The 13294-nt window shown below is 37.3% G+C and carries 10 protein-coding genes; all 10 read right to left on the reverse strand.

Features of this window, described 5'->3' with window-relative positions:
- Positions 1 to 120: 120 nt before the first annotated feature.
- The 10 genes from AAC026_RS19615 to AAC026_RS19660 all read right to left on the reverse strand — a co-directional run bounded on the left by AAC026_RS19615 (position 121) and on the right by AAC026_RS19660 (position 13215).
- Positions 121 to 840 (reverse strand): ribonuclease activity regulator RraA, encoded by a 720-nt coding sequence (locus tag AAC026_RS19615; RefSeq protein ID WP_339701752.1) that lies wholly within the window; start codon positions 838 to 840, stop codon positions 121 to 123.
- A 569-nt stretch (positions 841 to 1409) separates the two neighbouring features.
- Positions 1410 to 2417, reverse strand: a complete 1008-nt coding sequence (locus tag AAC026_RS19620; RefSeq protein WP_339701754.1) for an ATP-grasp domain-containing protein — start codon at positions 2415 to 2417, stop codon at positions 1410 to 1412.
- Positions 2414 to 3073, reverse strand: coding sequence for a CatB-related O-acetyltransferase (locus AAC026_RS19625; protein ID WP_339701757.1), 660 nt, complete (start codon positions 3071 to 3073; stop codon positions 2414 to 2416). Before AAC026_RS19625 ends, AAC026_RS19620 begins: the two co-directional genes overlap by 4 nt.
- A 919-nt stretch (positions 3074 to 3992) precedes the next feature.
- Positions 3993 to 4523 (reverse strand): N-acetyltransferase, encoded by a 531-nt coding sequence (locus tag AAC026_RS19630; protein WP_339701760.1) that lies wholly within the window; start codon positions 4521 to 4523, stop codon positions 3993 to 3995.
- A 169-nt stretch (positions 4524 to 4692) separates the two neighbouring features.
- Positions 4693 to 6069, reverse strand: coding sequence for a group II intron reverse transcriptase/maturase (gene ltrA / locus AAC026_RS19635; protein ID WP_339701763.1), 1377 nt, complete (start codon positions 6067 to 6069; stop codon positions 4693 to 4695).
- Between the two features lie 756 nt (positions 6070 to 6825).
- Positions 6826 to 8004 carry a hypothetical protein gene (locus AAC026_RS19640; RefSeq protein ID WP_339701766.1) on the reverse strand — a complete coding sequence of 393 codons (1179 nt, stop codon included), beginning with the start codon at positions 8002 to 8004 and terminating at the stop codon, positions 6826 to 6828.
- Between the two features lies 1 nt (position 8005).
- Positions 8006 to 10225, reverse strand: a complete 2220-nt coding sequence (locus AAC026_RS19645) for a sensor histidine kinase (RefSeq protein WP_339701769.1) — start codon at positions 10223 to 10225, stop codon at positions 8006 to 8008.
- Position 10226: 1 nt separating this feature from the next.
- The gene (locus AAC026_RS19650) at positions 10227 to 11498 is read right to left on the reverse strand and encodes a site-specific DNA-methyltransferase (RefSeq protein ID WP_339701772.1); all 1272 of its coding nucleotides are present in this window, start codon (positions 11496 to 11498) and stop codon (positions 10227 to 10229) included.
- Between the two features lie 6 nt (positions 11499 to 11504).
- A complete protein-coding gene (locus AAC026_RS19655) occupies positions 11505 to 11714 on the reverse strand; it encodes a helix-turn-helix transcriptional regulator (RefSeq protein WP_339701775.1) in 210 nt (69 codons plus the stop codon).
- A gap of 724 nt (positions 11715 to 12438) precedes the next feature.
- Entirely contained in the window at positions 12439 to 13215 is a 777-nt protein-coding gene (locus AAC026_RS19660; protein WP_157470529.1) for a hypothetical protein, read from the reverse strand.
- Positions 13216 to 13294: the final 79 nt, after the last annotated feature.

Below are 13294 nucleotides of genomic sequence, written 5' to 3' on the forward strand. Positions count from 1 at the left end.
TTTTAAAGCGATTTCAGCACGTAATAGAATGTCTATTGCATATTTCGGGTTGAAGTGTTGCCTAAATTGAACCGTTCCCTTCGACAGGCTCAGGCTGCGGTTCAATTCAGGCTATTTGATTCAGTCCTTTGAAGCCTCCATTTTTTGTTTCCACAGCTCAAATTCTTTTTTATTCGCTTCTAAGGTGAGCGGATACAATCCTACGATGCTATGTCCTTCCAATACCCTTTCGGTTACAAAATCTTCGTAAAGGGTCATGCTTATGGCCTCATCGGCGATTTCATCAGCCAAGTGAGCAGGAATAACGATTACCCCATCATCATCACCTACTACCACATCAGCAGGGAAAACAGCCACGTCACCGCACCCAATAGGTACATTGATGTCCATGGCTTGGTGTAAAGTTAAATTGGTCGGGGCAGAAGGGGAATGGTGATAGGAAGGCATGTCCAACTTGGCAATTTCAGCGGAATCCCGAAATCCCCCATCCGTAACAATCCCTGCAGCACCACGGACCATCAGGCGAGAAGCCAAAATAGAACCTGCAGAAGCCGCCCTACTGTCTTTTCGACTGTCGATAACCAAAACCGCTCCACTGGGGCAGGTTTCTACCGCCACCCGTTGAGGATGTCTAGGGTCTTGAAATACAGTAATGGGATTAAGATCTTCCCTTGCAGGAATATACCGTAAAGTAAAGGCTACTCCCACCATGGTAGGCTTCCCTTTTTCCAATGGCTTAACCCCTTGAATGAATTGATTTTTAAGACCTCGTTTAAACAAGGCTGTGGCTAGTGTGGCAGTACTAACAGTTTGTAATTTTTCTCGAGTAGTGGCTAACATTATTGTAGTTTTAATTTGATGGTCAAAAAGTATATATTTTATGGCAAAGAAGCTCCTATTTTAGCTGTTCTTCAACCTTACCCCCCTTATTTGAACAAGGGTAGTAATTTTAAGGTCGTATTTTGGGTCTTCTTTCGTTACCATGACAAGTAAAGAAAAACCAGATAGCTAAACCCTGCCGTCCAGTCAATAAACAGGTAACCACTGAACTCGTAATGTTTGTCATACTTCAAACACTTTTGACAGAATGTAGCACTTTCTCAGCCTGCCCTGAGTATCAGGGACACTTCATCAGAGGTTCATTTGCATTCATCTCCTTTATCCTTGCCTGACCACGCTCTTGACCTGGCCTTTTCCATAACGCTCAATACCTTGACTCTTTACCAAAGCACCTTATGGTGGTTTGATGTTCTCCCCTGTAGGACAACACCAATGGGTCGGTTCCACCATCTTATAAACAGTTGGGTAACGAATTTTCAGCCGTTCGTTACGCTCGGTACTGGCAATCTTTTATTTTTGATACTTCTTGAGTCTGGTCTTGTTAGTGTCGACTCATATGCACAGGAGTATCATTGCCAAACAACTGGCAGAAGCTCCTTTGTTACGTATACACCTCTTTTATACTCAAAATTTTCTAAGTTAGTTTCTTTTTTATTTAACCATTCTATTAATTGTTTTGGATAATTTACACCAGCACAATGCGCAACTGGATAGTGTCCGGATATTCTACAATTCATCTCTAACAAATTCAAGGTATCGGCCTCATCAGCAAGTATATCCACAGAAAGAATACCCTTATGCCTAGTTGCTTGGGATAATTTTTTAGCTAATTCAATAAATCTTGCATTGTCAACCGTCAAACCTAAATCTGTTTCTCCAGAACGCATCTCCACCTTCTCTTTAGGAATTACAGTTACAAAATTACCATTCAAGTCATTAATTATATCTAATCCATATTCTTTCGACTTTTTAAACTCTTGTATCAATACACTTTCTTCCTTGAAATCGGCACTCTCATACTTCAAATAGGAATTAAACACCTCATTTTTGCATTTATTATACAGAACTTGCAACTCTTCTCTATTGTCTACAACATACAGACCAATAGACCCCATACCAAACCTAGGTTTTATAATTAAGGGATAATAAACACGCTTTGACTCTATTTCCTTTAATGCATCTTCTATGGATAGATATGTTTTAGGAGTTGCAATGTTTATTTCCTGTGCAAATTTAAATGTCAACCATTTATCATTACATATTTTAAGGGTTTTCAGTGGTGCATGAACTAAATTAACACCAATTTCCTCAAATCGCTTTTCTGACGAACCTAAAACTACTAGGTCTATGTCAAATAACGACATTATTGCATCTATCTTATGCTTTTTACAATACTCTACTAAACTATCAACATAATCATTGTCATATATATTAGGTGCAATAAAACTAAAATCAGCTTTTCTGAAAGCAATTGTAAACACACTATTACATACATGAATCTTAGCATCTTTTGATACTTGCTTAAAATAATCGACAATATAGCCTCTTCTACCTACTGACGTTAATAATATATTCATTTTTTTATTTTTTCAAGTTTATTTAGGGTTTGAAGTATATCCCCATCTCTAAACGATTCTATCTCATTTATAATTACCGAATCATCTAGATCCCACCAATTCAGTTTCATTATTCTATCAATTATATCTTCGGGAAATCTAAATTTTATTACCCTTCCCGGATTTCCTGCTACAACTGCGTAGGGTGGAATATCTTTTGTTATTACAGAGTTTGCTCCAACCACCGCTCCATCACCAATCACCACACCTCTTAAAATAACGCTACCTGCTCCAATCCAAACATCATTACCTATTATTACTTTTTTCTCATATCTATTGTGCCAATCCTTTGTATTGTAAATATTAAGATTAGAGTTAGGATTGTATAAAAAGTCATGAGTAGTAATTCTATCAATCTTATGTTCCCCTCCCCCAATAGTAACATGCCAAGAAATAGAACAGAATTTCCCAATCGTTGCGTTATATATTCTTGTGTCACACCCTGTATACGTGTGTTTACCTATACTAGTATTTTGAAAGTAGTTTCTTCTGTCTACCCTAACATATTCCTCTAAATGACAATTTACTATTCTTGAATTATCGCCAACACTTACATATTTTTCTAATTTTGTCTTTTCTATACTAACATCTTTATATAAATTAATTGTTTTATCCATATGGTTATTTAATTTTTGTCATTCAAAACAAGAACTTATATTGTTATTGATTTTTTTTAGTATTTATCACTTTGTCTTCTAGTTTGTTTCCCCCTTACTGGTAACGGTCTCGGCTATAGCTAATTGTGTGAGTTAACACTTAACTTTGCAAGTACGCACCAAACTGAAAATCCCTACAGATTTTCAGAAGTAGATGAGCACAAGCAATTACTTATAGCCATTGTGTATGCCCAGCATGGGCATTTTGTATCGAAGATACCAAATTATTCCAGAGGTTGAAAAAGAAACTTGTACACTGTAGGCTTCTGAATTCCTAAGCAGGTTCACGCTACCTAACTTGCCCCTATAGTCGGGGTCTGACCAAAGGTCTTTACCCGCATCAGACATTATGGAATCTTGGCCAGTGCCTTCAAGGCCACACACAAAATCAATATCGACAGGCAGATCGGTCAGGTCGTAATAGAAGTAGGGGAAAAACCTACTTCAATGCTCAGAAAGTGCCCTTGTTGCAAAACGGGAGAACTGCATACAGTGGCATGCTTTGATCAAAGGGGGCCACCAGCCAACTGGTTTAACAAAATCAGAAAGCAAAATAATGAGCTCCAGCTAGCTTAATGGGACAGGTATGCCCAAATGGTAATAACAGCCTAAAATTCACTCCAAAACCGTTTACCTATTCAATAATAAATACTAAAAAAAGGAACCCTAGGACAAAGAACAATTTAAAATCAGAAACTTTTTCATTCTCACATCGCTAAAAAAGCAAAAGAAGAAAATCATTCCCCATAGTAAACCTAATTCCCAACACCCTTTCAATGTTTCATTGAAGTTTACCCTGAAACTTTCTCAGGGTTCAACATTGCATTCAGACTAGGCTGTTCCAGCCGTCAGAATGCTTAGTTATTGTGCGGTCGTATTTTTATTCATTAAACTCTTTAGGGTATTCAACCATTCCATTTACTCCTTTTAGTCCGTCTTCAACCAACTCAATTACCATACAATTCTCTTTCGGAACTTTAAACGGCAATTCTATTCCATACTTATCAGCTTGTTCATAACCGAATCTTGGATAGTAATTTTCGTGTCCAAGTAAAACGATTGATTTATGTCCTAATTCTTTAGCTTTTTTATGGGCTTCGACTATCAATTTCCCGCCAATTCCTTTTCCTTGAAATTCAGGTAAGACAGAGACAGGTGCTAAAGCCAATGAGTCAAATTCGTTCGATTTGTTTTTAATCTTAAGTTTTGTCAACAGAATATGTCCAACAATTTTGTTTTCGGTTTCGGCTACTATTGAAAGTTCGGGAACAAAAGCATTTGACTTTCTCAATCGTTCCACTAAAAACTGTTCCTTTTGGTCGCTCATTTGTTCATTTTCAAATGCCTTTTCTATAAGGTTAAAGACTGTTTTAAAGTCTTCTGTATTTTCTTTTCTTATCGTTAATTTCATTTACTTTTTCAGTTTCTTATGCGTTCCTGTTATATGCACCAGTAGAGTAGAGCCTGATAGCCTACTTTGTCAGTACCTCTAAAGATACTAATAACAAGTAAACTATCAGCGCCCCCTTCATCAAACCGTACGTGAACTTTTCGCTCATACGGCTTACCGATAGACTTCTTCATTGAGCTTTCGCAAGGGTTTTCAAGCGGGCATACTTCTCTATGTCTAGCAGTTTGTAAAACTTAACCAGATTGTCATAGGGTCGCTGGCTTAGCTTCCGATGCGCTTTCCTTCCTTTACTTTTCATCCATTTAAATAATTTGTAGTCCAAATGCTTTTTGATGACCTTAATGGTTTCCCAGATATGCGTCACTTTGTTGATAGAGAAGTAGTTGAGCCAGCCTATAAGCTGCTCATTTAGCTTCCAGACTATCCACTCTATTGTCCAATGCTTACGTTTGGCTAGCAAATCGCGCAGCTTGGTGTAGAACTTTGAGCGTGATTTCATACTGGGGCGTACATTGGTGTAGTTCTTCCTGTTCCATCCAAACTTGGACGGAACTGTCCTGAACTCAAAGCCCAAGAAATGCAGACTGCTCTTGCTGATGTGCAAGAGTTTGGTCTTTTCTTTATTAAGGCTTAGCCCCATGTTGTCCATTATTCTGCTAATGTAGCTCAGTATTTCTTTACTGAAATATCCTTTACCCATTAGTAGAAAGTCATCGGCATAGCGGACTATGCGGATGTTGGCTTTTGCAAACTTCCCTTTGGGGTTGTTTACAATGCGGTCAAAGGCGTGGAGATAAATGTTGGACAACAACGGTGAGATGACTCCGCCCTGCGGACTACCTTTTCGGCTTGCCAGTAGTTTGCCATCGGGTAGCTGAACGGGGGCTCTTAGCCATTGTTGTATCAACCTCAGGATTCCTTTGTCTGTCAATCGCTCTTTCAATAAAACAAATAACTTACTATGATCTATCGTGTCAAAATACTTGGATAGATCGGCATCATATACAAATTGATGTCCTGCGTAAATGTTTTGCTTTACCTGTTTGATGGCTTCTTTTGCGCTACGTTTGAGCCTGAACCCATGCGATGTTTCACAGAAATCAGCTTCCCAGAGTGGCTCTATCAGCATTTTTACTGCCATTTGTACCACTCTGTCGCGAATGGTGGGGATGCCCAGTTTCCTGAAATCTCCTTTCTTTTCCTTGGGTATGAGCACTTGCCTTACGGCTTGGCTCTTGTAGGTGCGATTTTCAAGCTCTTGACCTATATCTGCCAGAAAGGTGTTTAAACCTTTCTTTTCGACATCATCAAACCCCTGATTATCAACCCCTACTCCCTTGGAATAGTTTTGCCTAACCCTTCGGTAGGCTTCACTAAGCGTTTGGCCTTCACAGAGTTTTCCGTAAAGGCTATACGCCTTGAAGCTACCGTCTTGCTTGGCTCTAATGTATAGCTTCCTTTGGAACACACGAATTTGCTCATCGGTATTTACCACCGTTGGACTTGCTGATAGACTCTCGTCAATACTTGTCTTTCTGTATTCCATATAAGCTTGTCTAAAGTAGAGTCCCTTTCCTAAGCAAGGTTTTGTTGTCCTTGCTGTCATAGGTACTATGAACTCCTCCGATTTCTCTTTTCGCTACGTGCAATTTCGTAATACTTATAGGCACGCTTTTAAGGTTGCCACCCTTTGCTGAAAGAGACCTCCCACGTTTAACATTCATCCATCTATACTCACGCCACCCCTTTGACTCCGGTAGTTTACTACAAATCAAATGACTGTTGATCTTTGTAGTATGGCAGGGTTCCAGACCGTCAAAACTGTCCCCAAATCTACGGGTACACATATCGAAGCTACAACGGGTTCACACTTGCGCATTGCGGCTTGAGTATTTGAAAAACAACGGAGCTTCAGCGAACTCCTCACGAAATTTACTGTCCGCTTTTCTTCAGGGTGAACAGTCAATTGCCCTGGTAGGATTTACACCTACTGGATAAATGCCACCTCGTGGCGCACCAACGGTCTAGTATAAGAGCAGTAGCGGATTTCAAAGCGATTATCTGTCCGTCACCACAGAAGTTTATTAAATGCACAGACCTTGATTTTGCTACTTCACCCGCTATTGCTTTTATACAATGTTGGGCAATCGTGCTTTTTCTTTTCTGTCCGTGCGTTGGCTCAGACGCACTCTTTGACAAGCTTTGGCTGGTGCGTTGGCTTTGTGCGGCTTGGCAATGTGTGTGGATGTTGAGATTTGACATTTTCGTTCTTTTCATGCGAGTGTAATGTCGTATGCTCACTTTATTTCAGGTTAAATAATCTAAGGCTTTGAGGAATTGCTGGAACACCAACTCTACCGACATAGGATAAATATCTTTGTCGCACTTGATAGATATAAGGTGAGTTAAGTTTAAACCCTTCTCTCATATTCTCAAATTCTACTTTAGTTTTTACAACGAAAGCAGTTTCAAAATCTATGAGTGCAGATAGATTAAAGTTGTCTGATTCGAACGGAAAAGAGGGTAAAATGTGTCTGCTTTGAACCCCATTGTTGAAAATAGAATCATCTTTCTTCTTTTTCTTCTTAAAAGCTTCTGAAGCTTTTTTCGAAATAATCAAAAACTCCAAAATGCTATCTTTCTTCTTATTCATATCGCACTCTGGAGTAATTAGAATGGCAAACTCATCCTCATTAAATTTGAAAATATCTCCTGTCATCAAAGGAGCATTTTTAATGAGTTTCGTGTAATAAATCCTGTTATATAATTTAGCCAAGGAATCCTCTTTATCTGCTACTACCACTTCCGGCAATTCTTTCGATTCATCTAAAGACTTTAATAGAGGTTGATTCTGGATAATTGATTCGTTCAAAAGATTCTGGAAAACACCTATGACCTCTGTATTAGGCTCTGTCCCATCATTTTTCGCAGTATTATATATTTCTTTTATCCAATTCGGATCAGCTTGCTCTAATTCTGAAAATATGATTTGGGCGGATTGGTTTATTGCTTGGCTCCACACAAAAGGAACTACCAAGTGAGTATTTTGGTCTTCAAATTTTTTAATACCGTTTATGATTTTTTCATATTCCTTTTCAGGCTCATCAACGTTCTCCTTCTTCTCAAAAAATATTTTACCCGGATATAATGTTTCTAATTCTTCCTTAATCTCTTGTGCTATTTCTTCCTGAGAATAAATGTATACAAGCGAATAAATTTTCTTAGACTTTAAAAACTCATGAGGGTTTTCATCTGGCATTTGAATACCTTCTTCGTCTTCATCTATTTCTCGCTTAAAATTCCAGTCAAGAATCAATGCTTTGTAAGTCGATATTGATGAAACTGTCTTCTCAAGAATGGTGAGATTATTAATTGGTAAAGTAGAAAAAGCACCGTCTGAATTGAATTTTCGAAACAACTTGTTCTCAAGCCTTTGCGAATCAAAAATATGGTCGTCTGCAAATAATATAACTCCTTCCATATTATTGTTCCTTATTGAATTTGACAATGAAGTTAGCCCCTGAGAGGAGCCTCTCTTTTTCTTCCTGAACAACGAAAATTTCTCCATTAATTCGGAGAAGAATTTCTTTAACGATATAAAGTCCCAAGCCACGGCCATCTGATTTAAGTGAGAAAAACTCATTAAAAATTAAAGGAGCGACATCTTCCCGAATTCCTGGGCCACTGTCTGCAATTGTCAATGAATTGTTCTTACTGTTAATTTTAATTGTAATCTGCTTTTGCTTAGACTCGTTTTTATTCACCCAATAAATGGCATTGTCAATAAGGTTGATGAGTATTTGTAGTACAAGCCCTGTATTTGTTTTTAGAATAATGTCGTTATCCTTCTGAATCTTGACATCTATTTTTCCATTGAGATCACGTCTAAAATACTTTACCACCTTTTCAATAGTCTCATAAACACTTACATCTTTAATGGATTTTCGCTGGTTCTTGAAAAGAGGTTGAATAACCTGCATCTCATCATATACAAAATTCAGGTTCTCATCCAGTTCGTTTAATAACTCAATCAAGTCGCCATTTTTGTAATCCTGATTCTTAGCTTTTACTTTAAAGTCTTTTACATTGCTTCTCATCTTTGCCAATAGAGTTAACGCATCATGTGACGCTTTTTCAACCGCCATACCAAGACCTGCCAAGTCTTCAACCGTTTCCATACGGTCTTTCATAACTGCATTGTGTTTTTGGACGGTATCTAAAAACTTGTTTGCTTTTTCAAGCACATCCCTATTATCAATTTTTTCAAGGCTTGATTTAAGCGTATTGAAAGACTTGACAACAATCTCATTGGAATCTTTGAAAGCTGTGTTCCGCTTTATTTCGAGTTTGTTTTTATCAATTTTTATTTCTGTATTGAATATTTCTGTAACGGCAGTTACAAGATTTTTGAAATCATCCAGAGCTCCGTCAATATCCATGATTCCTTGCCTGTTTGTTGAATCTCGAAGCAATGGATTACCGCCTTGACTTATATATACAAAACCAGTTAAGTCATTGTAGCTAATGAATTGACCTGCACGGTAAGTAGCTCTTAATTTATCTAGGTTCAACCAATCAATTCCCTTCTCTCCATAAGGGTATACACGAACGCCATCTCTGAGTACAAAAACAAAATTGTCTTTTATAAAGCGTTCAATGTCTTTATTTAGGATAGTCTTATCTGGTTTGGATAAATCGAAGGCGTAAAATGTAAAACTAAAGGTTCCACAGGTAGGGATATGCTTATCTTTAAATCCGCGCTCGATGGCATAAGACATATAATTATTCTTGGCCAATTGTTCTTTGCTCAAAAGGTTGATTTCTCTTTCAAAATTTCGAACAGGTGATGTTGATTTATATTCAAAAGTTAAATCACCCTCTTTTGAAACTGTGCCTATCATTGTGAATTGAGCTCTTTCTATTACATCCTTGAAAGTGGTGACTTCCTCCGAGCTGTATATGTCACCATTTTTATATACTTGAATACTAAAGTCCTGCTTGAAATTAACTCCTAATTTTTCAGCATTCTCATCAATAGGTGGGATAAGTCGTTGTATGGATTTGTATAGTTCTTCAAAATCATTTTCCTTCCAGTTTTCCCGAAGATTGTAGATTCGGATTAATGTGCCCTTTTCATTTTTTATTTCTTCAGGTGGATTATTTACATACCAACTATTATGAACTTCTTCCAACAGTTTGTATTCAGAAGGTGCCTGGTTAAATAAGTCTGCCTTTTCAGGATTAAACTCAGTAAAATCCATTTCAAGCTTAATTTCTTCATCTCCTGCTGCTTTGGTGAATAATTCAATTTTTTCTCCCAACTTATGTATAGCAAATCGCCCTATTCCTTTTTCTCCTTGTATAATTCTTCCTTTATTAGTTTTATTCAGCTTTTGTTTTTTCTTATCTAATTTGCTAGGAGTAGCAGGTCTTAACCAAATATCTGTTATGGTTTTCAGAGACATTCCATCTCCATCATCTTCAATTTCAATATACGGCTGTTCTTTTTCCGTTAAGTACGTTTTACCATAGTTATTCATATTGAAGAATCGAACCTGAACGTTTTCAGCATCTGCATCATAGCAGTTTTTAACGACCTCAATTACAGCAACTTTTTTATCAGTGATTAGTTGGTCGCCAATAATGTTCATTAACCTTGCATACGGCTTAAAAGGCTGACTATTTTTATTAACTATTGCCATACTATCCTTTTTTAGCAATTAGAATGTACTCTTCTGGATAAACCAGTTTACTGTTTTTGTTTTCCATTTTGGAAAACTTTCCGGTTTTCTTGTCTCGTATTGTCGGAATTAGTTTGTAAGGAATGCTCCTTTTGATAATCTCTACCATTTCAAAATCTAAATCGGCCAGTATTTCAGCAAAGACCTCTGCTGATTTTACTTTCACATTTTTAAATGTGGTATTCCCAATGACCAGACAGACATGCCCCCCCTTCTTTAAAACACGGTGCATTTCCTTTGCCACCGCCTGCATGTCTTTGAAGTAATTGGCAACTTCTTTGGCTGTTCGTTTATCCTTCTTTAAAAGACTATCAATAATTTCCTGAGCAAGTGCAGAACCACACTCCAATTCCTGATTCAATGAATAAAATGTGCCAATGAAGTTTTTCCTAAACTCAGTCATATCGGTAATGTACTCATACCAATATCCGGTCAATTGATGAATGTCCGCATATTCATAAGAAGTAACATAGGGTGGTGAGGTGATAATGGCACTCACAGAATTGGCACGGATTGAAGTTTTCCGGGCATCTTCCAATCGTATTTCGCATTTTGTTTTTAAATACTTGTCTTTGCTCAGTTGCGCATAGAACTCAGCATTTTTTTTCATCATTTGCTTGGTATGAGCCTGAAATGCAACAAATGGGTCGGTTGGGTTTTTCTTTGGGTCAACTTGCGGCTTAGTGCTCGATTGTAGCCACCTTGAGCAGTTCTTAAGAATGTGTGATAAGGCAACAAGGAAAAAATCTTTTGTTGCACGGTCTCTTGTTGCCAATATTTTGTCATACAAAAATGCGATTTTAGCTTTGTGTTCTTGTGAAAACCAATAATCTATTCGTTCGTGAACTGCAATATTTGAGTATTTCTTGAGATTAAAGTCATCAAAGCTTTCTACAATAAGATTGAATCTGTTTTCAATTTTCTGTGGTGCTACAGGATTTGTTTTTGCTTTAGTGATGAGTTCTGCAACCGGGTTAATATCAACCCCAATAGATTTTCTTCCATGAACTTTGGCCTCAACAAGAGTAGTGCCACACCCAGCAAAGAAGTCCGCTACTAAATCATTTTCATAAGTATATTCTTCAATTAATTTTTTTACCAAATTGGGAAGAAACTTGGCAGGATACCTGTGATAGCCGTGTGTCCATTGTTCTACTGATCGAACATTTTTGAAACACCAATCAGGGTTAACAGGTATTGTGTCAAAAGTGATATTATGGGTTTGATTCTGCATACCTGTTTATTTTTTTGTCGAGTTAATGAGTTCTTTAACATCTATATTGAGCAATCGGGCTATCTCCACAAATGTGTCCATGGAAGGCTGCACTTCATTCGTGCACCAACGTGAGATTGTAGTCTCGTTTTTACTTAGTTCTTCAGCCAGCCATTTATTGGTTTTGCCTTGTTCCGCCAATACTGCTTTCAATCTGTTGATTGCCTTCTTGCTCATATCAATTAGCATTTAGTGCAAATATATCAACATTTACTGTTTATTATCATTATTATCGTCCCTTATTGGAGCATGTGGTGAATTGGCTCTTTTGCAAAACTTGGGTTGAGGGTCGGCAGGTGTGGTTTTGCAAATGTGCCAATGTGCGGCAGGCTTTTTAGCATGTTGCCCAACAATAGGGTATCTACTGTTTGAAGAAGACAATATAAGGACTAGTAACGCTTATTCAAATTGATAGATACCTACTGTTGTATTGAGTTTTTCTTTGCCTTGTAATAACAGACCCTTCTCCTCCCGCTCCTGCGGGCATCTCTAAAGAAAAACGGAGTTGGACAAACTTTACCTATTTACCTGTTATCTATCAGGGTTTTATTTCCAGTTATGGATTTTTATGCTTGTATAAGAACCGTTGCTGGAAAGTTAGCAAACAAGCCAACTACTCCATTGTAATTGTTTTTGATTTTTACCCCTTATTCCTTGACTTTCTGAAGGATAAGGGCTAACTTCAATCAAGTCTTTGAGACGTTCTCGACACGTCTACAAGTGATCACCACTTGCACGGTCTCACCGCAAGACTTGAAAGCCGGCTTACCGCCTTCAAAACAATTACAATTCCTCTCCCGCTAAAAACCCTGTAGATTAACCTAAAAGTTTGTCAAATTCAATACAACGACTTGGCTAAACTGCGTTTTAATGCAGTTTAGGTCTTTGTTGCAGGTAGTTTTCAGTATCGTTTTTTATCTAAATTTATATCAATCAAATATTTGGAAGTCACTTTATTACCATTTAACACCCCAGGCTCCCATACATTCATTCTTTTTAATAACGAGTCTATTTGATTTTTCAAATGGTCATAAAACTCGATATTAGTACCTTTTAAGTTATAGTTTTCGTGTTCCCATTTTTCTAATTCCCCTTCTTTACTTATTGTTACCCATACGCTTAAGTATTGACGCCAGTCTTGCATAGGTATTGTGTCCCAGCTTTTTGGGAAAGAAAGTCGATTTTTTATGAAAATATCTGAAAAGCCATAGCCTTCTGAATACTTTGGTTCTTCGTCAAGGTGCCAGTAATAATATGTTTTGGTTTCCCATCTTGCCAAAAATAAGCTATCAGCCTTTTCTTTTAAATTAGAAATAAAATCTTCACCAAATTTCACGGAGATAAGACTATCCATGTACCATCCATAACATTCTTGGACATCAATATGACATTCCCCTTTATCATCATATTCAATTTTACATTTGTTTAAAAGCTCTTCAAATTCTTCACTAAATCTATCACTTTCAAATGCGTGAAATTGATGTACTAGTTTTCCGTTTTCATAATCCTTTTTAGCTTCTTTTAATTGTCTTTGACATTCACTATTTGAAAAATCCATAATAAATTTCGGGAAGACATATTCTTCAAAACTGTCCTCTTCTTCAGCAACATTTATTTTAGATTTTTGACACCCTATCAAAAAAAAAGGAATTAAGAACATGTAGTATTGAACTTTCATAGGTGGTGTTCATCAAATTACCTGCAACAATAGGGTATCTACTGTTTGAAGAAGACAATATAAGGACTAGTAACGCTTA

The sequence above is a fragment of the uncultured Roseivirga sp. genome, from assembly GCF_963973945.1.
Lineage (GTDB): Bacteria > Bacteroidota > Bacteroidia > Cytophagales > Cyclobacteriaceae > Roseivirga.

Coding starts and splice junctions, on each gene's coding strand:
- AAC026_RS19615 (WP_339701752.1), bottom strand. CDS start 840: ATGTTAGCCACTACTCGAGAAAAATTACAAACTGTTAGTACTGCCACA.
- AAC026_RS19620 (WP_339701754.1), bottom strand. CDS start 2,417: ATGAATATATTATTAACGTCAGTAGGTAGAAGAGGCTATATTGTCGAT.
- AAC026_RS19625 (WP_339701757.1), bottom strand. CDS start 3,073: ATGGATAAAACAATTAATTTATATAAAGATGTTAGTATAGAAAAGACA.
- AAC026_RS19630 (WP_339701760.1), bottom strand. CDS start 4,523: ATGAAATTAACGATAAGAAAAGAAAATACAGAAGACTTTAAAACAGTC.
- ltrA (WP_339701763.1), bottom strand. CDS start 6,069: ATGGAATACAGAAAGACAAGTATTGACGAGAGTCTATCAGCAAGTCCA.
- AAC026_RS19640 (WP_339701766.1), bottom strand. CDS start 8,004: ATGGAAGGAGTTATATTATTTGCAGACGACCATATTTTTGATTCGCAA.
- AAC026_RS19645 (WP_339701769.1), bottom strand. CDS start 10,225: ATGGCAATAGTTAATAAAAATAGTCAGCCTTTTAAGCCGTATGCAAGG.
- AAC026_RS19650 (WP_339701772.1), bottom strand. CDS start 11,498: ATGCAGAATCAAACCCATAATATCACTTTTGACACAATACCTGTTAAC.
- AAC026_RS19655 (WP_339701775.1), bottom strand. CDS start 11,714: ATGAGCAAGAAGGCAATCAACAGATTGAAAGCAGTATTGGCGGAACAA.
- AAC026_RS19660 (WP_157470529.1), bottom strand. CDS start 13,215: ATGAAAGTTCAATACTACATGTTCTTAATTCCTTTTTTTTTGATAGGG.